20 protein-coding genes are annotated in these 23,910 nt (G+C 69.8%); 14 read left to right on the top strand and 6 right to left on the bottom strand.

The features are described from left to right. Positions 1 to 3: 3 nt before the first annotated feature. On the bottom strand, positions 4 to 573 hold the full coding sequence (locus Acy02nite_RS00545; protein WP_203737391.1) for a TetR-like C-terminal domain-containing protein: 570 nt from the start codon (positions 571 to 573) through the stop codon (positions 4 to 6). 151 nt (positions 574 to 724) lie between these two features. Between Acy02nite_RS00545 and Acy02nite_RS00540 the strand changes: the two genes are divergently transcribed. From Acy02nite_RS00540 to Acy02nite_RS00525, 4 genes are all read left to right on the top strand, one after another. Continuing rightward, complete coding sequence (locus Acy02nite_RS00540) at positions 725 to 1,891, top strand: MFS transporter (RefSeq protein WP_203737390.1); 1,167 nt, start codon at positions 725 to 727, stop codon at positions 1,889 to 1,891. Between the two features lie 27 nt (positions 1,892 to 1,918). Beyond that, on the top strand, positions 1,919 to 2,716 hold the full coding sequence (locus tag Acy02nite_RS00535) for an alpha/beta fold hydrolase (RefSeq protein WP_203737388.1): 798 nt from the start codon (positions 1,919 to 1,921) through the stop codon (positions 2,714 to 2,716). Between the two features lie 69 nt (positions 2,717 to 2,785). Continuing rightward, a complete protein-coding gene (locus tag Acy02nite_RS00530) occupies positions 2,786 to 3,832 on the top strand; it encodes a hypothetical protein (protein WP_203737386.1) in 1,047 nt (348 codons plus the stop codon). A gap of 289 nt (positions 3,833 to 4,121) precedes the next feature. Beyond that, positions 4,122 to 4,544, top strand: a complete 423-nt coding sequence (locus Acy02nite_RS00525; protein ID WP_203737385.1) for a hypothetical protein — start codon at positions 4,122 to 4,124, stop codon at positions 4,542 to 4,544. A 52-nt stretch (positions 4,545 to 4,596) separates the two neighbouring features. Here the strand turns inward: Acy02nite_RS00525 and Acy02nite_RS00520 are convergent, their stop codons facing one another. The 4 genes from Acy02nite_RS00520 to Acy02nite_RS00505 all read right to left on the bottom strand — a co-directional run bounded on the left by Acy02nite_RS00520 (position 4,597) and on the right by Acy02nite_RS00505 (position 8,107). Then, positions 4,597 to 5,262, bottom strand: coding sequence for a polysaccharide deacetylase family protein (locus Acy02nite_RS00520; RefSeq protein ID WP_203737383.1), 666 nt, complete (start codon positions 5,260 to 5,262; stop codon positions 4,597 to 4,599). Further along, the gene (locus Acy02nite_RS00515) at positions 5,255 to 6,094 is read right to left on the bottom strand and encodes a glycosyltransferase (protein ID WP_203737381.1); all 840 of its coding nucleotides are present in this window, start codon (positions 6,092 to 6,094) and stop codon (positions 5,255 to 5,257) included. Before Acy02nite_RS00515 ends, Acy02nite_RS00520 begins: the two co-directional genes overlap by 8 nt. Continuing rightward, positions 6,091 to 7,338, bottom strand: coding sequence for a glycosyltransferase family 4 protein (locus Acy02nite_RS00510; RefSeq protein ID WP_203737380.1), 1,248 nt, complete (start codon positions 7,336 to 7,338; stop codon positions 6,091 to 6,093). The genes Acy02nite_RS00515 and Acy02nite_RS00510 overlap by 4 nt, the downstream gene beginning before the upstream one ends. Before the next feature lie 82 nt (positions 7,339 to 7,420). Further along, positions 7,421 to 8,107, bottom strand: coding sequence for a hypothetical protein (locus Acy02nite_RS00505; protein ID WP_203737378.1), 687 nt, complete (start codon positions 8,105 to 8,107; stop codon positions 7,421 to 7,423). Positions 8,108 to 8,320: 213 nt separating this feature from the next. Between Acy02nite_RS00505 and Acy02nite_RS00500 the strand changes: the two genes are divergently transcribed. From Acy02nite_RS00500 to Acy02nite_RS00470, 7 genes are read left to right on the top strand one after another with little or no spacing between them, the layout of a single operon-like run. After that, positions 8,321 to 9,265, top strand: a complete 945-nt coding sequence (locus Acy02nite_RS00500; RefSeq protein ID WP_203737376.1) for a Wzz/FepE/Etk N-terminal domain-containing protein — start codon at positions 8,321 to 8,323, stop codon at positions 9,263 to 9,265. Further along, positions 9,240 to 10,616 (top strand): O-antigen ligase family protein, encoded by a 1,377-nt coding sequence (locus Acy02nite_RS00495; protein WP_203737374.1) that lies wholly within the window; start codon positions 9,240 to 9,242, stop codon positions 10,614 to 10,616. The genes Acy02nite_RS00500 and Acy02nite_RS00495 overlap by 26 nt, the downstream gene beginning before the upstream one ends. Continuing rightward, positions 10,613 to 12,094: an oligosaccharide flippase family protein gene (locus Acy02nite_RS00490; protein WP_239174002.1), complete on the top strand. Its 1,482-nt coding sequence runs from the start codon at positions 10,613 to 10,615 to the stop codon at positions 12,092 to 12,094. The genes Acy02nite_RS00495 and Acy02nite_RS00490 overlap by 4 nt, the downstream gene beginning before the upstream one ends. A 12-nt stretch (positions 12,095 to 12,106) precedes the next feature. Then, positions 12,107 to 12,907, top strand: coding sequence for a glycosyltransferase family 2 protein (locus tag Acy02nite_RS00485; RefSeq protein ID WP_203737372.1), 801 nt, complete (start codon positions 12,107 to 12,109; stop codon positions 12,905 to 12,907). Then, on the top strand, positions 12,904 to 14,109 hold the full coding sequence (locus Acy02nite_RS00480) for a hypothetical protein (RefSeq protein WP_203737370.1): 1,206 nt from the start codon (positions 12,904 to 12,906) through the stop codon (positions 14,107 to 14,109). The genes Acy02nite_RS00485 and Acy02nite_RS00480 overlap by 4 nt, the downstream gene beginning before the upstream one ends. Positions 14,110 to 14,142: 33 nt before the next feature. Further along, positions 14,143 to 17,337 (top strand): DUF4082 domain-containing protein, encoded by a 3,195-nt coding sequence (locus tag Acy02nite_RS00475; RefSeq protein WP_239174000.1) that lies wholly within the window; start codon positions 14,143 to 14,145, stop codon positions 17,335 to 17,337. A 55-nt stretch (positions 17,338 to 17,392) separates the two neighbouring features. Beyond that, on the top strand, positions 17,393 to 18,427 hold the full coding sequence (locus tag Acy02nite_RS00470) for a glycosyltransferase family 2 protein (RefSeq protein ID WP_203737368.1): 1,035 nt from the start codon (positions 17,393 to 17,395) through the stop codon (positions 18,425 to 18,427). Between the two features lie 283 nt (positions 18,428 to 18,710). Here the strand turns inward: Acy02nite_RS00470 and Acy02nite_RS00465 are convergent, their stop codons facing one another. Next, positions 18,711 to 19,826, bottom strand: a complete 1,116-nt coding sequence (locus tag Acy02nite_RS00465) for a serine hydrolase domain-containing protein (RefSeq protein ID WP_203737366.1) — start codon at positions 19,824 to 19,826, stop codon at positions 18,711 to 18,713. Positions 19,827 to 19,990: 164 nt separating this feature from the next. Between Acy02nite_RS00465 and Acy02nite_RS00460 the strand changes: the two genes are divergently transcribed. From Acy02nite_RS00460 to Acy02nite_RS00450, 3 genes are all read left to right on the top strand, one after another. After that, positions 19,991 to 21,241 (top strand): sensor histidine kinase, encoded by a 1,251-nt coding sequence (locus Acy02nite_RS00460; protein ID WP_203737364.1) that lies wholly within the window; start codon positions 19,991 to 19,993, stop codon positions 21,239 to 21,241. 220 nt (positions 21,242 to 21,461) lie between these two features. Further along, complete coding sequence (locus Acy02nite_RS00455) at positions 21,462 to 22,106, top strand: response regulator (protein ID WP_203737357.1); 645 nt, start codon at positions 21,462 to 21,464, stop codon at positions 22,104 to 22,106. A gap of 358 nt (positions 22,107 to 22,464) precedes the next feature. Further along, positions 22,465 to 23,775 (top strand): lipase family protein, encoded by a 1,311-nt coding sequence (locus Acy02nite_RS00450; RefSeq protein ID WP_203737355.1) that lies wholly within the window; start codon positions 22,465 to 22,467, stop codon positions 23,773 to 23,775. Positions 23,776 to 23,910 lie beyond the last annotated feature (135 nt).

The following is a 23,910-nucleotide window of genomic DNA, read 5'->3' as shown; positions in this document are numbered from 1 at the left end:
GCCTCAAGGGCGGAGCAGGTCCGTCACGAGGCGGCGGGTCCACTCCGGAGTGAGCGGGAAGTTCGTGAAGACGGCTCGGTAGTAGAGCGGGGCGAGCACCGCGTCCATGGTGCGCTCCAGGCTCGGAGCAGGCTTGCCCCGGGCCCGCTCCCGGTCGAGGATCGCCTCGAGCTGGTCCTGCCGCTCGCCACGACACGCGGCGGCGCCCTGCTCCCCGCCCGTGCCGATGGTGGCGCGCACCAGGGCCAGAGTGTCCGGGTCGCCGAGATCCTTGGCCAGGTCGTAGGCATAACGTTCCAGGTCCTCGCGCAGGCTGCCGGTGTCCGGCACCACGATCTCGCCGGAGAATCGGCTGGTCACGACGTCGGCGAGCAGATCGCCGATGGATCCCCAGCGGCGATAGACCGTCGTCGGGTGCACCCCCGCGCGGGCCGCCACGACCGGGATCGTCAACACCTCCGCTTCTTCGCCGACCAGCTCCTGGACGGCTCGGTGAACCGACGCACGGACTCGGGCCGAACGGCCGCCGGGCCGGCTGCCGGCCTGCGGGGTGGACGAGGACGCAACGGGCATGAAGCCATTATGGCACGGATCACTGCGTTTAGTATCGCAGTGATCGTTGCTTTTGATCTACGGTTCGGAGGTCACTAACGCAACGATCACTGCAGGGATGGTTATGAGTGTCGCAGCTTCCCTCCCGCCTCGGAAGGGCGTCTTCTCCTCCGTGGCCGCAATCCTCGTCCTCTTCCTGGCCGCCTCCAGCGCACCGTCCCCGATCTATGTCATCTACCAACAGCAGTGGCACTTCACGGCGTGGGCACTGACGGTCGTCTTCGCGCTGTATGCGATCGGCCTGCTGGGCGCGTTGCTCGTCCTGGGTCCGCTCTCCGACCACCTCGGCCGCCGGCCGGTGCTCGCCGCGGCGATCGCGCTGGAGATCGTCGCGCTGGCGCTCTTCCTGGTCGCCGGCAACGTCTTCGTCCTGTCCGCCGCCCGGGTGTTGCAGGGCATCGCGACCGGGGTCGCGACCACCGCCCTGAGCGCCGCGCTCGTCGATCTCGAACCGTCGCGGGGGCGGGCGGGCGTCGTGACCTCGGTGGCTCCGCTGACCGGACTCGCGCTCGGCGCTCTCGGCAGCGGCCTGCTGGTGGAGTTCGGCCCTGCGCCGACCCGGCTGGTCTACTCCCTGCTGGCCGGCGCGATGGTGCTGGCGATGGTGATCGTCGCCCGCATGCCGGAGACCTCACCGCGCCGGCCGGGCGCGATCGCCTCCCTGCGCCCGCGCGTCGCGATGCCCGCGCACCTGCGCTCCGAGATCGTCCCGGTGGTGCCGGTGATGATCGCGACCTGGGCGCTGGCCGGTATGTACCTCTCGCTCGGCCCGTCCGTCGCGGCGGAACTGCTGGGGTTGCACAACCATCTGATCGGTGGCGTCGTCGTCACCCTCCTGGCCGGCACCGGCGCTGTCGCGATCGCCCTGCTGCGGTCCCGGTCCGCGGCCATGCTGCTGGCTCCCGCGTCCGCGCTGCTCGGACTCGGCACGCTGATCTCGCTGGCCGGAGTGGCAGGGGATGTCGCCTGGCTGGCCGGAGCCGGCACGGTCGTCGCGGGAGCAGGCTTCGGCGCGTCGGCGCTGGCGACGTTCGGCACCTTCGCCCGGATCGCCCGGCCGCACGAGCGCAGCGCGGTCTTCGCCCTCGCCAACACCATCAACTACCTGGGGAACAGCGTTCCCGCCGTGCTCGGCGGCATCGCGGTCACGACGCTCGGACTGATGACCGCCACCAAGATCTATGCCCTCGCCATAGCGGTGATCACGTTCTCCGCCCTCGTCCTGCGATTGAGGCAGACACGGACTCAACCCCGTGCCGCCGTCGCCCCGCGCGTCTGACCTTTCGAGAAAGCAGAGGAAGTTACCGTGACATCCATCGACAAGATCAAGACGGATCACGAGGTTCAGCGCGGTGGTCACACGACCATCCGGTACACGGCCAGCGGTCCCGCCGACGGCCCGGCCCTGGTCCTCATCCACGGCTGGGCGTGCGACCGCCGCGACTTCGACGCGGTGACCGACCACCTGCCCGCCGATCATCGTGTCCTCGCGGTCGACCTCGCCGAGCACGGCGACTCCCGGGCGACGCGAGACGCCTGGACCATGGAAGAGTTCGCCCGCGACGTGATCGCGGTGATCGAAGCCGAATCGGTGACGTCGGCGGTGGTGGCCGGGCACTCGCTCGGCGGAGCGGTCGCCGTCGAGGTCGCCCGGCTGCTTCCCCGCACGGTCACGCGCGTGGCCGCCCTGGACTCGCTGCTCTATCTGTCGCTGTTCCCGGCCCCGAGCGAACACCAAACCGCAGCGATGATGCTCCTGTTCCACGAGGATTTCGCCGGAGCGGTGCGGGGCCTCGTGGAAGGCGGATCACTGCCCGAGACCGACCCGGCCCGCAAGGACGCGTACTTCGCCAAGATGGTGGCCGTCCGGCAGCCGGCCGGCCTGCGGTCCATCGAGGGCCTGATTCGCTGGGACATGGACGCCGCGCTGCGCGAGACGAAACAGCCGATCACCGTGTTCGCCGTTCGTGGCCTGGCGACCCCGGAGGCGATCGAACGATACCGCGACCGCTTCGACATCGAACTCGTCGATCTCGGCAGCCACCACTTCCCGGTCGAGGATCCCGAGGGAACGGCAAAGCTCCTGGCCCACCTCACGGCCTGACCGGAACCCGGCGCCACCCGGAGGGACCCGCGGTTGTGACATAGTCAGATCATCTCTATATTGCGGGTCGTGACCTCATCCATGCGGGAACCGACCGGTCTGCGTGCCCGCCTCGGCCGTCCCGGATCCCGCAGTGTCGTGGTGCTCGCGACCCTGGCCGCGATCGTCGCCGGGTGCTTCGGCGCGGCCGGGATGTCGCTGCTCGGCTGGCAGTTCGCGCCGCCGCTGGCCGGGGTCGTCCGGGCCCAGGGCATCGACCGCGAGGTGTTCCCCGGGCTGACGGTCCGGGGCTGCGAGGACGGCTCGCAGGACGTCTTCTCGCCCGAGGACTACGGGCTGAGCTGCGCCCACGTGCCGCCGTTCGTCCTGAACCCGGACGGCGAGGGCACCCGCTACGGGTTCATGGAGTACCGGGTGGATCCGTCAGCCGCGACGCGCGACAACGTGGCCTTCACGACCGCAGTCCGGGATCGCCTGGTCGACGCCGGTTGGCGGATCGGCTCGGACATCCGCGTCCACGACGGCATCGACGACCTCGACACCAGCGTGCTCGACGGCACGAGCGCCCCGTTTCCCGGCAACGACGTCGAGACGAACGTGCGGGAGGCGACCTTCTGGGCCACCCGCGACGGCCTGGTCCTCGAGTTCTTCAACGCCACCGGCACGGATTCGCCGTACGGCGCGGCGGACCCGGACGTGACGGCCCGGTTCACCGTCGCCCGGTCGGCGCCGTGGTGGCTCTGGGCCATGACGGCCACCGGGGCGCTGCTCGGCGTGGCGGCCGGCTGGCTGCTCACCGGGTGGATCAGCCGCCGCACCGAGGGCGACGGCGCGTCGACCTTCATCGCGGCGCTGCCCGCCTGGCTGTGCGCGATCCCGCTGACCGTGGCCGCGCTGCCACTCAATGAGCAGGTCGGCCGCCCGTGGTCGGAGGGCGTCTTCGTCGGTCTCCACGCGAAACTCGCCCCGTGGCCCGACCTCGGCTTCGACTACGTCAATCCGGTCGCCGGCCTCGCCGTCGCCGCGTTCCTCCCCGCCCTCCTGGTCGCCGCCCTCACAAGGCGAACCCCGGCCGGAGATCGGCTGTGGGGTGACGACAGCGCCGAGGCCCGGTGAGCGCCTGTCCCGCAAGCTGTCTCCGCAACGCACGCCAGCCGACGCCAGGCCCGCTTGCGTGCCGAGCCGCGACGCGGCTCACGCTCGCGGCTGGTTCTCACCGTTGTCATCGCGGTGGACAAGCACGGCGAGAGCCAGCCGGCAAGCTCGCGCCGGCGCGACGCCCTTTTCCGGCCGTCGGGTGGGGGCGGCCGGCCGGGCGCCGGAGCGAGCAGCATGGTCGCGGGGTGGATCGGTCCCTGAGCGGCAGGGCGCGATCGGCGGATGGGCCGCGTGGTCGAATAGCGGGGTGGAACTCACCAAACGATTCACTGACGAGCAGTACGCGCAGGCGCTGAGCTCTTGGGACTGGCTGGACCTGACCGGCAGGACGCCGCGGTTCGCGTCGCTCTTCGGTGATCTGTTCCTGGAGGACGAGCAGGGCGCCTGGTGGCACCTCGACACCTTCGAGGGACGGCTCGACCGGCGGTGGCCGGACGCTGCCACACTCACCGCCGAGCTGAACACCGAGGAGGGTCAGGACCGCTTTCTGCTGGGCGCGCTGGCGATGGCCGCGTTCCACCGGCGCGGCCTGGAGCTGGGGCCCGACGAGGTGTACGCCTGGGCCCCGCCCCCGATGATCACCGGAAGCTTCGCGGTCGACGAGATCCAGGTGTTCACGTTCGTCGCGGTGCTGACCATCATGGGCCAGACGCACCGGCAGCTCGGCTAGCGCCGCGGGAGCGCCGATCCGGGTACAAGAGTTCCGAGAGACTGCCCGGTGGTCAGCGGAGGCGTTTGACGAGGGTCGCGGCGGCGTTGCGCGCGCGGACGGGGAGCTGTCGCGAACGGGCGACCGACTCCCGTACCGAGGCGGGGGTGTCCTGGTGGTAGACGCTGAAGCGCGGCTGCAACCAGGCGCCGGGCGTGGCCGGGCGACGGTCGCTGGTGAAGACCGTCGTGTATCCGAGGCGGCGCAGCGCGGTGAGGGTCGCGCGGTCGTAACGGCCGAGCGGGCACGCCGCGCGCGTCACCGGCTGACCGATGACCGCGGCGATCCGGTCGCGCGCGTCGGCGAGTTCCGTCTGCGTCGTCGCCGGGGACAGGCCGCGCCACGGGTGGTGGTGCATGCCGTGCGTGCCGACGGCCATCCCGTTCTTGCGCAGGGCGCGCAGGTCGGGCTCGCCGAGGCTGCCGGGGGAGTCGAGGCGCCCGGCGAGGACGAAGAACTCCGCGGTGAGACCGCGCTCCAGTAAGTGAGGAAGCGCGATCTCGACGTCCGAGGAGTTGCTGTCGTCGAAGCTGAGGTTGACCGGAAACGACCAGGAGGTGATCTCGTCGAGGATCGCGGTGAAGGCAGAGACGCTCATCCAGTACGCATCCTCGCCCGGCTCCAGCTCACGCTGCGGCTCGCCGATGCCGTGGAACAGGATGTTGATGTGCTCAGGCATGCGCTTCTTCCCGGGAGGAGGCGTCGTGTCCCCAGTCGACGCCGGTGCGCCGCTTCGCCCGGAACGCCGCGTAGACGGTGATGCCGACGTAACAGACGGCGGCGGGTGCGAGCCACGGCCGGCGGAGCACGACGTCCTTGAGCCAGGACGAGCGCCCGGAGGCCCGTACGTCAGCCGTGATCTCTCCCCGGGCCGCGGCCGCGCGCATCGCCGCGTTGCCGGCCCGCACCCGGATCAGGCGGCGGATCAGGTCGCGGGTGCGAAACGGCGTGGCCACCACCGACACCACCGAGGTGACCTGCTGTTTCTCGTCGGCGGTGAAGAGCGAGTCGACGAACAGGTCGTCGGCGACCATGTCCGGGAACCGCTCGAACCGGGACCGGGCGTCCTGCGACAGTGCGATCACGCCGCGCCCGAACAGGCCGGTCCGCAGGGCCGGGAGGTGCCGGTGCACGCTGTAGTACGCCCTGACCGGTAACGGACGCCCGGCGAGATCCACCTCGCGGCGAGCGGTGGCGGCCGGCGACGACGCGCAGGCCGCGACGAGGGCGCGCAGACCGGAAGTGCTCAGGTTGATGTCGGCGTCCAGATAGATCCGCGGGAATCCGGCGGCCACCTCGTCACCAGCGTTCAGCGCGCCGGCCTTCCCGGGATCGGGAAGATCGAGCACGCGTACGCCGTGATCGCGCGCCACCCGCACGGTGTCGTCGGTGCAGCCGTTGGCCACGACCGTCACGTCGAACTCGCCGGGCGCCGCATCCGCGAGCAGGGTGTCCAGGCATCGCCCGATGACCGCGGCCTCGTTGTGCGCGGCGATGACGACGCTGGTCACGGCGCCTCCGCCCGGGACGGCGCGTCGGCCGGCCGGCGCTGCGCGGGGATCCGCGGCGGGTCGGCCGGGACGCGCAGCAGCCGGCGCCAGACCGCGATGTACTCGGTGGCCTGATGCTCCCAGGAGAGGAAGTCCCGGAACCGCTCACGTCCGATCTTGCGCATCCGGTCACGCATCGCCGGATCGTCCAGGAGCGTGTTGATGGCCTGGGCGAATTCGGCCGGGGTGCCGTGGGGAACGTAGAGGCCGGCCTCGCCGACCGTCGCGTGCGTCTCGACCAGGTCGGCGGCAACGACCGGGACGCCGCGCCCCAGGTACTCGACCGTCTTGGCCATCGTGGAGAGCTGGTTCATCCGGGTCGGCAGGTCCGGCTGCAGGGCGACGTCGGCCTCCCGCAGCAGCGCGTCGACCTCGGGGCCGTTCAGCCAGCCGGTGAACTCGACGACGTCGGTCAGGCCGCGCTCCCCGGCGAGGGCGCGCAGCTCCGCGGCGGTCTCGCCGTCTCCGGCGAGGATCATCCGCCAGCCGGTGCGACCGCGCAGCCCGATGAGCTCCTCGGCGGCCAGCACCGCCCCGCCGACGTTGTCCTGAGGTCCGAAAACGCCCAGGTACACGACGCGCAACGGCCCCTCGGCACGCTCGTCGGGGGAGGGGGCGATCTCGGCGAACGCCGGCCCGTTGCGGACCACCGTCACCTTGCTCGCGTCGACGCCCCGCTTGACGGCGTTCTCCTTGAACGACTCGTTCGTGGCGAAGACCGCGGTTGCCGTACGCAGGGTGAGTTTCTCGAAGAGCACCAGCAGCCGGGAGACGAGCGGGTTCGGGTCACCGCCCCGAGAAACGTACACCTCGGGCGACAGGTCGTGGTGGTCGAAGACCCACGGCCGGCCCAGCGCCCGCATGAGCAGCGCGAGCGGGAAGTAGATGTCCGGCGGGTTGCACGCCTGGACCGCCTGCGCCCGGCCGCGGACGATCTCGCCGAGCAGCCGGATCGTGATCCACAGGAACGACCAGAAGAACTCCAGCGCGAACGAGAGCACCCCGCTGCCGTAGACGACGACCGGGTACGGCCGCAGCCGCGTGCGCTCGCTGCCCGGCAGGATCGTGAGGCTCTTGTCGCCGCGCGGGGCGATGACCGTCACGTCGAAACCGGCCGCCTCGAGGCTCAGGCACTCGCGGATGACGCGGCGGTCCTTCTCGGCGGGGAGGTTCGCCACCAGAATCGTGACGCTCGGACGCTTCACAAAGATCACCCCGTATCGGCACCAGCTGACGCGAACAACATTCCAGAAACGCGCTCACGTAGCGATGCCGTGCCGTCCACAGCTAAGGGGCTGAACGGACCAACTCCTCCGTCCAATGCGGTGAGTCTTGCGTGGACAGTGCGGCATTTCCGCGCCTGCGCCGCCGATGCAGCAGCGCGGAGTCTGTCCACAATGTGACAGCCGACGTGACGAGCGCGCCGAGCAGGGCCACCCCGATCAGCGAGCGGATCGGTGAGTGGGTGAGCAGCTGCGAGGTCGGCGGGACGAGCGTGGCCACGGTGATCCGGAGATCCTTCTTCACGTTCCACTCGTCCTGGATGTCCTTGAGCTCCTGCTGGTACGTGCTGCTCAGGATCTGCAGCGACTCCAGCCCGGCCTGCTCGTCGAAGCTGATGTTGGTGATCGACATGGAGCCGATCACGTACCGCGGCTCCTGCCTGGTCCCGGTGTTGCGCGGCTCGAACTTGTACGTCCCGGTGACCCCCTTGGCCCGGAACATCTCCTGCGCGTCGGGGGTGTTCAGCCGGTTCGCGATGGCGGCGCCGGTCATCGCGATCGACGGGTACAGCCCGGTCACCGGGTTCGGTGCGTACGGCGAGACGGGCGGCTGGATCAGCAGCACCTCGCTGGCCAGGAAACGGTCCTCGGTGTGGACGGCGGGACTGGCAGCGGCGGCGGTGAGAATGGCTCCCAGGACAATGAGATACCAGCGTCGTTCCAGCACTCCGGCCATATCGGACAGAAACATAGCTTATCCGTTCCCCTGGGTCTGACCTGCTGCGAGACTCCTTAGCGCGTTACCCCGGATCTCGTCAACTTCGATTCCGGTCGCAGGGCTGATAGTCATCCCCAGGATCCTCGTATAGCTTGGCGCTGGTGTGTCGGGGGCCGCCGTGCGGCGCTCTGATGTGGAACTCCGTGGCGACGAAAGACGTCCTGACGGGAATGTGGAGAGGCGTCCGTGGACCTCGGCGAGATTCTGCGTGTATTGCGCAAACGCTGGTACATCGTCGTGCCGATGCTGCTGCTGGCGGTGGGCCTGGGCATCGGCGTCTTCGTCAAGGTGCCCACCACGTACTCGACCTACACGATGGTCAGCCTGCTGACCTCCCCGGCGGCGACCAAGGCCGCGAGCTCGCAGACCGGCCAGGGTCAGGACAACCCGTTCCTCTACCTCAACGGCTCGCTCATCGCGACCGCCGACTTCCTCGGCCGCCGCCTCCAGTCGACCGACACGGTCCTCCAGCTCAAGAGCCAGGGCCTGACCGAGGAGTACGAGGTCGCCCTGGCCGAGAACGCGCAGGGCCCGTTCCTCACGATCACCCTCAAGGGCACCGACAAGGAGCATCTGCTCACGTCGGCCGCGCAGCTGTCGACGTTCGCCGAGACCACGCTCAACGAGATCCAGCAGCGCAACAACGTGGCCGAGAAGGACCGGATCAAGCTGATCCAGGTCATCCCGCCGCAGACCCCGAAGGTGGAGACCAAGGCGAAGCTCAAGCCGGTGATCGTCATCGCCGGCGGCACCGCGGCGCTGGCGTTCGTGCTGGCCTTCATGGTGGAGAGCATCAGCCGGTCGCGCCGCCGCAAGGCCGCGCTCGCCGAGACGCCGGCCGAGCCGACCGTGGCCGGCTCCGCGTCGGCCATGCCGGACATCGAGGGCACCGTGGTCCTGCAGCTCCCACCCAAGGTGGCAGCCGTGCCACCCGCGCCCGCCCCCGCGCCGGCGCCGGAGAAGTCCTCGGACGTGGAGAAGACCCAGCGGATCCAGGTGCCCCCACGCCCGGCCGCCACCACCACCAGCCAGAAGGAGAGCCCGCAGCCGGCCCGGCCCAAACTCTCCACGACGTACCAGTCGAACGTCGACCGTGGGGGCCAGAATGCCAATCGGGTCAACGGCAGCTGACACCGGACCTCGGGACACCGTCACCACACCCCGGCACGGCCGGCTCTACCGCTCAGGGCAGCGTCTGCGCACGCTCGGGCCGGATTCGCTTCTCGCGGTCTACCTCGTGCTGCTGCTCGTCGTGCCGGCCCGGCTGGTCGTCGGGAGCATCGGCGCGACCGGCACCGTGGCCAACCTCTTCCTGCTCGGGGCCCTGCTCTGGTACGCGCTGAGCTGGCTGATGCGGCGGGTGTCGCCGGCGCCGCACACCCGGGCGCCGCGGATCGCGCTGCTCTTCTACGTCGTGGCGATCCTTCTCGCGTACGTCGCCGTGGGGCGCCGCGACGCCGACGCGTCGGAGTACAGCGCGGCCGACCGGGCGCTGCTGCAGCTCGTCATCCTGCTGCCGGTGGTCCTGCTGACCACGTCCCTGACCGAGTACCGGCAGATCGAGCGGCTGCTGAAACTGTTCGTGAAACTGTGCACCGGGGTCGCCGTCCTGGCCATGGCCGAGTTCGTCCTCAAGCAGAGCCTCACCGCCTGGATCGTCATCCCCGGCCTGTCCTCCAACGCGGCCTCCCAGCTCATCGCCCGGGGTGACTTCGTCAGGCCCACCGCCACCGCGTCGAACACCCTGGAGCTCGCGGCGACCCTGGTCACCGCCCTGCCGTTTGCCATCCAGCAGGCGCTGTACGACACCGAGGGCCGCAAGACGTGGCGCAAGTGGGCGCCGGTCTTCCTGATCTCGCTGGCCTCGGTGATGACCGTGTCCCGTACGTCGGTCATCGGGTTGCTGATCGTGTTCCTGGTGCTGGTGGTGGCCTGGCCGCTCGATCGGGTCGGCCGGGCCCTGCTGGTGATGATCCCGGCCCTGGGCGCCACCCGGGTGCTGGTGCCGGGCCTGGTCGGCACCCTGATCGGCCTGTTCACCGCGATGTTCAACGGTGGTGACGACAGCACCAACTCGCGGACGGCCACGAGCGCCGACGTCAGCGCGTTCATGACCGGCCACACGTGGTTCGGGCGCGGCCCGGGCACGTTCCTGCCCGAGCTCTACCGGTTCACCGACAATCAGTACCTGCTGGCGCTGCTGGAGATCGGTGTCGTGGGTCTGACAGCCATCGTCGTGCTCTACGTGACCATGATCCACTGTGGAGGCGCGGGCCGCCGCCGTTCCACTGATCCGGCACGCCGGGAGACCGGCCAGGCGTTTGTGGCCGTCGGGTTCGTGATGCTCGTCGTAACGGCCACATTCGACACGTTGAGCTTCCCGATCGTGGCCGGATCCACTTTCCTGATGTTGGGCCTGTCGGGTGCGTACCTGAGCGTGGCCCGCCGCGAAGAGGCAGGAACGGGAGACCTTCCACAGTGACAGATTTGAACCGACGGGTGGCCACCGCCGCCCGCTGGAGTCTGGTCAACACCATCGTCCGCCGGGTGGGTACGTTCGCCTCCGGTGTCGTTCTGGCACGCCTCTTCTTCGGCCCCTACGAGTGGGGTCTCTACGCCGTCGGCCTGCTGGTGCTGGCGATGCTCCTGTCGCTCAACGAGATGGGGGTCAGCCTCGCGCTCGTCCGGTGGGAGGGCGACATCCGGCGCTTCGCCCCCACCGTGCTCACACTGTCCACATTGTCCAGTTCAGCGTTTTATGTATTGCTGTACTTCTCCGCGCCGGCCCTGGCGTCGGCGCTCGGCTCGCCCGACGCCACCACGATGCTGCGCGTGCTCTGCATCAGCGTGATCATCGACGGCATCGCGTGTGTTCCGCTGGGCCAGCTCAACCGGGAGTTCCGGCAGTTCGGGCGCACCGTCGTCGACATCCTGAACTTCACGGTCAACACGATCGCGACCATCGCGTTCGCCGCCGCCGGCCTGGGCGCGATGAGCTTCGCCTGGGGATCGCTGATCGGCAACCTGGTCGCCCTGGTCGGCTTCGGGCTCTGCGCGCCCGGCATGCTCCGCTTCGGTTGGAACACCGGCCAGGCCAAACGGCTGATCAGGTACGGGCTCCCGCTCGCGTCCGCCAGCCTGCTGACCCTGGGCATCGTCAACGTCGACTCGGTCGTGGTCGGCTCTCTGCTCGGCCCGGCCGCGCTCGGGATCTACGCGATGGCGTTCAACATGTCGAGCTGGCCGGTCCGGATGGTGTCCGAGACCGCGCGCCGGGTCTCGTTCGCGGGCTTCTCCCGGCTGGCCGACTCCTCGCCGGCCGAGTTCGCGAGCGGGTTCATCCGCGCGTTCACCCTGGTGATCGCGGCCGCCGTCCCGATCTGCGTGGTCCTCGGCGTGCTCGCCACGCCGATCATCGTGTTCGTCTACGGCAAGCAGTGGGAGGCCGCCGGGCTGCCGTTGCAGTTCCTGGTCGCGCTCGGCCTGCTGCGCACCGCGGTCGAGCTGGCCTACGACTGCCTCGCCACCCGGGTCCGCAAGACCCTCATGGTCATGCAGGCCTGGTGGCTGTTCTCGCTCTTCCCGATCCTGATCGTCGGCGCCCACCTGTGGGGCGTCCCGGGTGTCGCGGCCGGGCACGTGGTGGTGGCCGGCCTGCTGGTCGCCCCGGTCTTCGTGGTGGTGCTCGGCCGGCTCGGCATCCCGGCCCGGCAGATCCTGCGCGCCTGCGTGCGCCCGGCCCTCGGCGGTCTGGCCATGGGCGTGGTCGCCTGGCTGGCGCACCGCTGGCTGGGCGGCGGGTTCCTCGGCCTGGCCGTGGCCGGCGTCGCGTCGTTCGCCGCGTACCTCCCGTTCGTCCTCCCGATCCTCACCCGCCTTCGGTCCGGCGCCTCCGCCGGCGCCGAGGAGCCGTCCGCCGCCGAGCCCGCGCTCGCCGCCACGGCCGTCGACCCCTCCTAGGAGCGAGGACAGATGCGTTCGCTGAAGAAGCGGCTGCGTGACCGGTACGGCTGGCTCCCGCTCGAGGAGCTGCGCAACAAGGTGGTGCTCGGGCACACCGCGCTCGGCCTCGGCCGGTTCGAGCGGTCCGAGGTCCGTCGCCTGCTGGCCGGGATGCCCGGGCACGAGCGCCCGCGGGCCAAGGTCGCCGTGATCGTGCTGACCTACCGGCGTCCCGGCGGCCTGGCCCGCGCTGTCGAGTCGGTGCTCGGCCAGACGATGAAGGACCTGGTCCTGATCGTGGTCGACGACGCCGGTGGCCAGGTGCCGGAGTTCCCGCCGGACCCCCGGCTGCACGTGATCTCGCTGCGCCACAACATCAACGTGCCCGGGGTGGGACGCAACGTCGGCATCGGGCTGACCGACTCCGACTACGTAGCGTTCCTCGACGACGACAACACCTGGGAACCGCACCACCTGGAGACGGCGCTGACCCGGCTCGACGTCCCGGATGCCGGCGCGCGACCCGACGCCGTCTACACCGCCATGCGCCGGCTGATGCCCGACGGCACCGAACGTGACGTGCTGTCGGTGCCGTTCGACCGCAGGCTCGCCTGGGAGCGGTGCTACCTCGACAACAACCCGCTGGTGCTGCGGCGCCTGCCCAGCACCCGGTTCAGCCGGCTGCGCCGCACCACGTCGGTCGCGCCCAAGGAGGACTGGGAGCTGGTCTACCGGTTCAGCCGCCGGCACCGCGTCGAACACATCCCGGAGCCGACCGTGAACTACACCGTCAACCCGGACAGCTACTGGACCCCGTGGGAGTTGTCGTGACCATCGCACGCAAGAAGGTCCTCCTGGGCGCCGCGCTCGCGGTGCTGGTCGCCGCGGCGGTGGTGGTCATCGCCCTGGTCCGCTCGTCCGGCAGCCCGTCCGGCGGCACCGACCCGGTCTCCGGCAACGCGGCCCCGACACCCGGCGCGACGGTCGAGGGCATCACGCCGCCGCCCGGCGCCAGCGTGAACCCGTCCGGGCTCGCCGCGCCCTCGGCCAAGGAGCCCACCGGGGCGACCGCCAAGCCCGGGGCGCTGCCGGTCAACAACACCGGCGGCGGCCGTTACCCGGCGCGCTTCTCGGTCGGAGCGCCCGGCGTCAAGCCGTACCAGCAGTCCGACAAGTCCCTGCCGGTCCCGCAGGGGTACAAGGTCGTCAACCCCAGCAACAAGGACAGCAAAGAGTGGGACCTGTACGACTGCAAGGGCACCAAGAACCTCGACCGCATGTACTTCAAGGCGTTCATCTACATCGGCACCAGCTGCCACGGCACGGTGAACATCACCAACTCGATCATCGCGCCGCCGGCCGGCTCGCAGAACCGGGCCGTCCTGGTGAACTCCGACGCCTCCGCGGAACTGAAGCTGAACCTGGTCAACGTCACCATCCGGCCGGAGCCGGTCGGGCTCGGCGAGAAGAGCACCCCGCTCAACGACCACGCCGTCAACGACTGCCAGACGTGCACGATCACGTTCAACCGGGTGGACGTCGCCAACACCGGCGGGATGTGCCTGTGCGGCGCGCGGACGACCATCCGCAACAGCTGGCTGCACGACAACTACATCGCGAACCTGAGCGATCCGGGTGAGGCGCACACCGGGGGCGTCTTCCCGTACGGCGGGACCGGGCCGGTGACGATCGAGAACAGTCGCCTGGAACCGGGGATCGACGCGCACACCGGCAAAGAGGTGAAGAACTACTGGAAGGCGATCACCGCCGTCCTGTTCACCCAGAGTGTCGACGGATCGGTGCTGCGCGACTATTCCGTACGCAACAGCTTCATCTCTCTCGGCGCTTATGGCCTCTATGCCCAAACCGGGTCGGGCCTGCGTGTCACGGACAACGTCTTCGGCCCGACGCATTGGGACGCCGCCGGTGGATGCGACAACAACTGCACGGCGACGTACGGCGAATGGTCGAACAACGTGGTGGGGACGATCGACGGGGTGCCCACGAAGAAACAGGTTCCACAACCTAAATGATGATCATTTTCTGTGGCGGGAAAAGAGCACAAGTTGAGATCCAGACTAATGTCCGGCGTCATCTCGGCGCTGATCGTCGGGGCGGTGATCGCGCTTCCCGGCGCGGTCCTCGCGGCTGACGACCCATGTGGGGTCAACTCCAATCCGATCGTCTGTGAGAACTCGAAGCAGGGCACCCCGCTCGACGACTGGTACGGCGACAGTTCGTGGGGCGACATCGAGGGCTTCACCACCAAGGTCAGCGTGCAGCCCGGCGAGTCGCTCAAGCTGAAGGTGAACTCGCCGACCGCGTTCACGGTCAGCTTCTTCCGCCTGGGCTACTACAACGGCAACGGCGCGCGGAAGATGCCGACGTCGCCGGCCGGCACGTTCCCGGCGAAGGTGCAGGACCCCTGCCTGCACGACACGGCCACCGGCCTGGTCGACTGCGGCAACTGGACGACCAACGTGACCTGGACCGTGCCGTCCGACGCGGTGTCCGGCGTCTACCTCGCCGCGCTCGACCAGGGCAACGGCGAGGGCTACATGCCCTACCCGTTCGTGGTCGCCAACGACAACAGCACCTCCAAGGTGCTGGTGCAGACGTCCGACGAGACCTGGCAGGCGTACAACTCCTGGGGTGGCCAGAATCTGTACGAGGGTGGCGGCCCGGCCCCGGACCGCCGCGCGTACAAGGTCAGTTACAACCGGCCGATGCGCATCGCCGGTGACAACGCGATCCTGGCCAGCGAATACCCGATGATCCAGTGGCTGGAGCGCAACGGGTACGACGTGAGCTACGCGTCGAACCTCGACGTCTCCACCAAGCCGGCGCTGCTGCCCAAACACAAGGTCTACCTGTCGTCGGGTCATGACGAATACTGGGACCAGGGCATCTGGGACAACGTCAAGAACGCCCGCGCGGCCGGGGTCAACCTGGCCTTCTTCAGCGGCAACGAGGCGTTCTGGCGGACCCGCTGGGAACCGTCCATCGCCACCGACGGCGGCGCCAACCGCACCCTGGTCTGCTACAAGATGACCAAGATGAAGCAGAACCCGCCGAACGGCGTCGCCGACCCGAGCGGGCAGTGGACCGGCACCTGGGGTGACCCGGCCGGCGCCGGGACCGGCGGCAACAAGCCGCAGAACCAGATCACCGGCACGCTCTTCTCGGTGAACGGCTACCGCAACGACGCGATCACGGTGACCGCGAAGTTCAAGAACATGCGCCTGTGGCGGGACACCACCATCAGGAACCTCACCGACGGCGAAGTGGCGACCTTCCCGGTCGGCACCCTCGGCTACGAATGGGACTCCGACGTGGAGAACGCGGCCCGGCCGCCCGGCGCCATCGCGTTCTCCTCGACCACCCTGCAGATCACCGACGAGACCATGCTGCTCGACGAGGGCAACAACTACGGCAACGGCGTCGCCACCCACAACATCATGATGTACCGGGACGCGACCTCCGGCGCGCTCGTCTTCGGCTCCGGCACCGTCCAGTGGTCGTGGGGCCTGAGCACCCTGCACACCGGCCCGGCCACCTCCGAGGACAAGCGGATGCAGCAGGCCACCGCCAACGTGCTGGCCGACATGGGCGCCATGCCCAAGACGCTGCAGACGAACCTGACCATGCCGTCCCTGCCGACCGACACGACCGGCCCGGCCGTCACCGTCACCGCGCCGGCCGCCGGCACCACAGTGCCGAAACTGTCGCCGATCACGGTGACCGGCACCGCCGCCGACACCGGCGGCCAGCTCGGCCGGGTCGAGGTGTCCACCGACAACGGGACGACCTGGAACGCGGCCACCGGCCTGGGCACCTGGACGTACACCTGGACGCCGGTCGCCGAGGGCCCGGCCACGCTCAAGGTCCGGGGCATCGACGACAGCCTGAACTTCGGCACGACCAAGACGGTCAACCTGACCGTCGGGCCGCAGCAGTGCCCGTGCACCACGTACAAGGCGACCGACGCGCCCGCCAAGGTCGACTCGTTCGACGGCAACGCGAACGAGCTGGGCGCCAAGTTCCAGGTCGCCGTCCCCGCGTCGGTCACCGGGGTCAGGTTCTACAAGGCGACCGCTAACACCGGCACCCACCTGGGCCGGCTCTGGACGACCAGCGGCAAGCTGCTCGCCTCGGGGACCTTCACCGGGGAGACGGCCAGCGGCTGGCAGACGATGACCTTCACCAAGCCGGTCTCGATCGCGGCGAACACCACCTACGTCGTCTCCTACTACACGCCGACCGGGCACTACTCGTACTCCAGCGGATACTTCAGCACCAAGGGTGCCGGTGACGGCATCGTGAAGCAGCTGCAGTCCGGGGCGTCCACGCCCAACGGCGTTTACAAGTACGGGGTCAACGGCGGATTCCCGAACCTGAGCTTCGGCGACACCAACTACTGGGTGGACGCGGTCGTCGAGACGAGCTCGGCGTCGACCACGCCGCCGACCGTGACGGTGAAAACGCCGGCGGCCGGGGACGCCAGCGTCGCCCGCAACACCAAGGTGACGGCGACGTTCGACCACGACATCGACCCGGCGACGGTCGCCTTCACGCTGAAGGCGGGCAGCATCAACGTCGACGCGAAGGTCTCCTACGACGACACGACCCGCAAGGCGACCCTGACGCCGGACAGCGCCCTGGCCGCCAACACCGAATACACCGCGTCCGTTCAGGCCTCCGACCAGTGGGGCAACGCGATGACCGCGCCGGTGACCTGGCAGTTCACCACCGGGACCGGCGTGGCCTGCCCGTGCACGGTGTTCAGCCCGGCGTCCACGCCCGACGTGGAGAGCGCGGCCGAGGCGGCGTCGCTCGAACTGGGCATGCGGTTCACCTCGTCGGTCGACGGCTACGTGACCGGCGTGAAGTTCTACAAGGGCGACCGGAACACCGGCACGCACACCGGCACCCTGTGGGCCAACGACGGGACGGAACTGGCCAGCGGAACGTTCTCCAACGAGACGTCCAGTGGGTGGCAGACGCTGACGTTCGCCACTCCGGTGGAGATCACGGCCAACACGCCGTACGTCGTGTCCTACCACACGACCGAGGGCTTCTACTCGTACAGCGGGGCCTACTTCGGATCGGCGCACAGCTCGTATCCGCTGACCGCGCTGGCCGACACGGATCCCGCCGGTCACAACGGGTTGTTCAAGGCCAGCACCGGCAAGACGTTCCCGACGTCGAGCTGGAACGCCGGCAACTACTGGGTCGACGCGGTCTTCACCACCGCGCCGTGATTCATCCGGGCCCGGCGCCACTCGGCGCCGGGCCCGCTCTACTGGGGGAGAGTCAGTGGGTTCGGTCAGCGTCGTCATTCCGTGCTACCGATACGGCGAGTATCTGCGCGCCTGCGTCGACAGCGTGCTCGACAACCCGGGCCTCGACATCCGGGTGCTGATCATCGACGACGCGTCTCCGGACGACTCGGCCGAGAAGGCGCACGCGATCGCGGCCGGCGACCCACGCGTCGAGGTCCGGGTGCACCAGGAGAACAAGCGTCACATCGCCACCTACAACGAAGGCCTGCTGGAGTGGGCCGACACGGATTACGTGGCGCTGCTGTCGGCCGACGACATGCTCACCCCGGGCGCCCTGAACCGGGCGGTGGCCCTGCTCGACGCGAACCCGAACGTCGGCTTCGCCTACGGCCACCCGGTCCACTTCCGTCACCCCGGCCCGCCGCCGCCCGCCGACCAGGGCACCGGCGGAACGATCGTCTACCCCGGCCACTGGTGGCTGGAGCGCCGCTTCCGTGAGGGCACCGGCTGCATCACCTCGCCCGAGGTGGTCGTCCGCACCGAACTGCAGCGCAAGGTCGGTGGTTACGACCCCGAACTCCCGCACGCCGCCGACATCGAGATGTGGATGCGCCTCGCCTCCCACGCGGACGTCGGCTACGTGCAGGCCGACCAGGCCTACTACCGCCTGCACGAAAAGAACATGCACGCTGACGCCGGCGCGATCGACGACCTGCGCGAACGCAAGACCGCCTACGAGTCGGTGCTGACCAAGTGCGGTGACCTGCTGCCCGACCGTGACCGCCTGGACGCGATGGTGCACCAGCGGCTGGCCCGCTTCGCCCTCCGCCGCGCGTTCCGCGCCTACGACCGAGGCCGCACGGCGCTGGTCCCGGAGGACGAACTCGTCGCGTTCGCCGCCGACGTCTGGCCGGACTACAAGTCGCTCCCGGAATACCGCGCCCTGGCGATCCGCCGCCGCATCGGTGCCAAGGCCATGCCCTACCTGCAGCCCCTGGTCCTCTCCGCGGTAGTCGCCAAGGGCCGGGAGCGCCTGTGGTGGCGCTCCTGGAGCCGCCGCGGCATCTAGCCACCGCGTCCCGAACCGGGCCACCTCGATTCCGTCGACCGTCATTGCCTGGCCTCGACAGCCGCTGGAATGCGACCGTTGTGGCCTGGCCTCGACAGCCGCTGGAATGCGACCGTTGTGGCCCGGCTCCGACAGCCGCCGGAATCAAGGCAGCCCGGCACCGCGTTGCCGCTGCGCAGCCCCTTGCTTACCGGGTTGCGCCCGCTCTTCGCTGCTCCCGGCGGCGCTCGGGCTGCGCTGCCGCGTGCGGTCTCAGCCGCCGCTATCGGCACGGGGTTCCCGGTCAGGAGCAGAACACCGCGGTGGCCGCCTGGAAGAACGCGGCCTCTGCGTCCGGAACCGGCAGTTGATCCGGGTCGTGCCTCTTGTCGATCTCCAGGTCGAAGACGTTGGCCACCAGGACGAGCTGGCGGGACGTGTCCGCACTGGTCATCGACACACTGCTGAAGCCGGGGCCGCCACCGTCGGTCGACCACACCTCGACGTTGCCGTCGTCGCAAGGAATGGTGATCTGCTGGACCCCCAGCCCGTACCGCTTGACAGGCACGAGGGTCAGCAATTCCCGCTGCTGGGCCGCGGGTAGGAGCCGCCCGCCGAACAGCGCGGCGTCGAAGCGCGCCAGGTCGGCGACCGTGGAGACCATCGCGCCGGCGGTCCACTCGCCGGACGGGTCGAAGCCGGTGACGTCGCGGTAGCTCAAGTCGTACCCATGAAGGTAAGGCTTGGGCATCGCCGAGCCGCGGAGCGGGAAGGACGTCTCGGTGAGCCCCAATGGCTCGATGATGCGCCGCCGGATCTCCTGATCCGCGCGATGGTGGGTGACCGCTTCGAGAACCATCCCGGCCAGCAGATAGTTCGGATTGGAATAGCTCCACCCCTGCCCGGGCGGGAACAACGGCGGGTGGGCCAGCGCGGCGGTGATCACCTCCCGCGGCGCCTGACCGCCCCGGTCGGTCCCGTTGTCCGGATCGTAGATGCCACTGGTGTTGTTCAGCAGCTGCCGGACCGTGATCCGCCGGCCGTCGTTGCCGTTGCCCCGCACCACCCCGGGAAGCCATTTCTCCACGCTGTCGTCGAGGCTCAGCCTGTGCTCGGCGACGAGCTGGAGAAGAGTTGTCGCCACGAACGACTTCGTGTTGCTGAAGATCCGCCAGTGGTCCCCGGGTGTCGCTCTTCGCCCGGTGGCCAAGTCGGCGACTCCGGTGGCGAGTCCCCACCGCTGCCGGCCCTGGCGGACATAGGCGACGACCCCGGGGTTGCCGACCGCGACCGCCTGTTGGAGGGCCGCCCGGACCGTGCCACGTGCCGCTGGCTCGCTCGCACGAGCGACTCCGCCACCCGCAATCGACGTGGTCAGCGCCGCGGCGGCGCAGATCACCCGCATTCTGCTGCTCGACATGTCCCTGTCCTTCGGGTCGGGAATCGTTGACGCCGCAGACTCTGCCGGTTCTGCCACGCCGGCTCGACCAGGTGAGCCCCCGTCTTCGACCCTGGGGACAACCCGGGGGTAAGACGGGGGACCACCGGCTCCCGGGCCGATCCGTCATCGTCCATCCTGGATGCATGCCCGCCCACGCACGCACACTCCGCCAGCTGCTCTACGCCCTGATCGGGATGCCCCTCGGATTGGCCGGCCTGGCCTACACGGCATATGTCGTGGCCGGCGGCGCCCTGCTCTCGCTCACCGTCGTCGGTCTGCCGGTCCTGAGTGCCGGCCTCCGTGGCGCCCGGCTGCTCGGCGGGCTGCACCGCGCGCTCGCCCGGCGCCTTCTCGGTGTGGCGACCACGGCACCGCCTCCACCGCGCGGCGGTGCCGGGCTCACCGGCTGGGTCCGGGCCGGTCTCACCGACCGGGCAGCCTGGCGCGCAGTGGTCTATCTGATCCTGAAAGCGCCGATCGCTGTGCTGTCCATGGCGGTCGTCATCGTCGGCTACGGATATGGATTCGGAGCTCTCACCTATCCAGCCTGGTGGCGGTTGATCCCGTCGCAGGCCGACGCCGTCGGAGTGTTGCGTGCCGGTCTGCCGTTGCCCGGTGGCGTCTACCTGGACACCTGGCCGCGGGCGATCCTGACGGCTGGGATCGGCGCCGTCCTGCTGCTGCTCGCACCGCTCGCCCTGCGGGCCGTGCTGACGCTGGATCGCATGCTCGTCACCGACCTCCTCGATGCGCGCCGGTTGGACGAGCGGGTCCGCGAGCTGGAGGCGAGCCGGAACTTCGCGGTTCAGGAGTCCGCCGCGGCCCTGCGCCGCATCGAGCGCGATCTGCACGACGGCGCTCAGGCTCGGCTGGTGGCCCTGGCGATGAACCTCGGCGCCGCCAAGGAACATCTGGAGCAGAGCGGCGGCGACCCGCAGACCCGCGAGCTTGTCGGCACGGCCCACCGCGACGCGAAGGCCGCCCTGGTGGAGCTGCGTGACCTGGTCCGCGGCATCCACCCGCCGATCCTCGACAGCGGTCTCGACGCGGCGCTGGCGACCCTGGCGGCCCGCAGCCCGGTGGCGGTCGACCTGACCGTCACTATCGCCCGGCGGCCGTCGCCGGCTGTCGAGACCATTGCGTATTTCTGCATTGCCGAGCTGCTCACCAACGTCGCCAAACACAGCGGCGCACCGCGCGCCGTGGTCGGCGTCGAGCAGAACGACGGGCGACTGCGACTACGGGTGGCCGATCAGGGCCGGGGCGGCGCCCAGGCTCGGGGCGGTCTGGCCGGCCTCACCGACCGGGTCCGCACCGTCGACGGGCGCCTCGACATCGACAGTCCCGTCGGAGGCCCGACCGTGGTCACGGTGGAGTTGCCTTGCCCGTCCTGACGATCCCTGAACTGCCGACGTCGTCGGCGATCGTGCGAGTTGCCTTGCGTGTCGTGAGAATCGGGGGCTGCCGGTGTTGTTGGTGAGGGCGGGGGAGGTGCCTTGCGTGTCGCGAGGATCGGAAGCATGCCGGTGTTGTTGTTGACGGCGGGAGAGTTGCCTTGCGCGTCGTGAGGATCGGGGGTCTTCCGGTGTTGTTCGTCATCGGCGGGGAGTTGCCATGCGTGTCGTGATCGCCGAGGACACAGCATTGCTGCGTGACGGTCTGACCCACATCCTGACCAGCCGCGGGCACACCGTGGCCGCCGCGGTGGCCGACGCGGCCGAGTTGCTCGTCGCCGTCGCGGAACACCAGCCGGACGTGGTGATCGCGGACGTCCGGATGCCGCCGACCCACACGGACGAGGGGGTGCGGGCGGCGATCGCCATTCGCCGCGATCATCCGGAGACCGGCGTGCTCGTCTTCTCGCAGTACATCGAGACGAGGTATGCCGCGGATCTGCTGGCCGGCGGTGCGCAGAAAGTCGGGTATCTGCTGAAGGACCGGGTCGCCGACGTCAGCGACTTCATCGATGCGCTGACCAGGGTCGCGGCGGGGGAGACAGTCCTCGACCCCGAGGTGGTCACCCAGATGTTCGCGGCGAGCCGTCAGTCCGGCCACGTGGCCGAGCTGACACCCCGGGAACGCGACGTGCTGGCGCTCATGGCCGAAGGCAGGTCGAACACGGCTATCGCCGAACAGCTGGTGCTCGCCTACGGATCGGTCGAGAAGCACATCACCAGCATCTTCACGAAGCTCGGCCTGCCGTCGTCAGGAAACGATCATCGCCGAGTGCTCGCGGTCCTGCACTACCTGCAGCGCTAGCGCCTGGAACCGCTGAACGGCCGTTGGCTCCTGGCGGTTGCCTGCTCTCGGTGCGTTTGCCGGCGGGGGCTGGTGGGCGGCTGTCGGCTCCTGGAGTGCGGCGGCCGGCGAGCGGCCCTCGGCACCAGGCGTGCGGCGGCCGATGAGTGGCAGCCGGCTCCTGGCGTGCGGGGGCCCGGTGTGCGGCCGTCGGCTCCTGGCGTGCGGGGGGCCGGTGAGCGGCCGTCGGCTCCTGGCGTGTGGGGGGCCGGTGGGCTGTTGCTGCCGACGGAGTGAGAAATCAGGGCTCTGGAATGTATCGGTTCCGATGGTTACCGTCCGGTAACCAGAGCCGAGCCAACTCCACCGGAGGCCGGACATGCCCCTTCGCCTGCGCTTTCTCGCCGTGCTGGCTGCCGTGACGACCGCTGCGGCGGTCGGCGTTTCAGCACCGGCACAAGCCGCCGTCACCATCCCCGCGTTCTACACGCCGCCGGCGACGCTGCCGGCCGCCGACGGTGCGCTGATCCGCAGCGAGCCGCTCCCGCTCGCGCTGTCGCTGCCCGGCATCACCGGAACGCTGCCGGGCACCGCGACCCGGATCATGTACAAGTCAACCGACTCGAACGGGCAACCGGTCGCCGTCACGGGCGCCTACGTCGAACCGGCCGCCCGCTGGGCGGGTGGCGGCGCCCGGCCGCTGGTCGTGCTGGCGCCGGGCACGATGGGCCAGGGCGACCAGTGTTCCACGTCCCTCGCCCTGCAGCGCGGCCTCATCCTCGGGACCGAGAACGATCAGCTGACGGTCTCCATCGGCTACGAGGTGCTGTCCATCTACCGGCTGCTGGCCAAGGGCATCGCCGTCGTCCAGACCGACTATGCGGGCCTCGGAACCACGGATCGCCTGCACACGTACGTGAATCGGGTCGACGAGGGCCACGCGGTGCTGGACGCCGCCCGGGCCGCCCGTGCCCTGCCCGGCACGTCGATCACCGCCAAGTCGCTGATCGGGCTCTACGGCTACAGCCAGGGCGGCGGCGCGGTCGCCTCGGCCGCGGAGCTGCAGGCCACGTATGCCCCGGACGTCAAGGTCACGGCAACCTACGCGGGCGCGCCGCCGGCGAACCTGGCCGCGGTCACGGCCGGCATCGACGGCACCGAGCTGGCGGGCGCGCTCGGCTGGTCCATCAACGGGTTCGCCCAGTCCGATCCGGAGCTGCGGTCGGTGCTCGACCGGTATCTCAGCGACAGCGGACGTACCGTCCTCGGGCGTCTGTCGTCGATGTGTGTCGGCGACGCGATCCTGAACTTCGCGGGCGAGCATAGTTCGTCGTGGACCACGACCGGCCAGTCGGTCACCGAGATCATCGCCGCCGAGCCCCTGCTGAAGTCCTTCATCGACGATCAGCGGATCGGGACCCGCAAGCCGGCCGGGATCGTCCGGGTGGCGACGGGCACCAGCGACAACCTGGTCCCGCATCGGCAGGCCCGCACGATGGCCGCCGACTGGTGTGCCCTGGGTGGCAAGGTCGTCTACGCCCCGGTGGTGCTGGCGCCCACCATCAGCCCGCTGATCAACCACTTCGGTCCGCTGCTGACGGACCAGGGCACGGCCGTCGACTGGCTGGGCCGCCGCCTGGCCGGTGTCCCGGCGGCCTCGGCCTGCGCGTTGCTGCCGCTGCAGCCCTGACCGGCACGCGTGGCGGGACGCGGCAACGTCCCGCCACCTGCCGGGCAGCGGCGGCCAGCAGCACAGCACGATGCCCGTGACGGCCGGCGCGACGACCGCGCTGGCCAGCAGCGCAGCGGGGCAACGGTGGCGGCC

Origin of the sequence: Actinoplanes cyaneus (genome assembly GCF_016862095.1) — a bacterium.
Classification (GTDB): domain Bacteria; phylum Actinomycetota; class Actinomycetes; order Mycobacteriales; family Micromonosporaceae; genus Actinoplanes; species Actinoplanes cyaneus.
The sequence above is the reverse complement of the archived record's forward strand: the minus strand, read 5'-3'. Positions and strand labels throughout refer to the sequence as shown.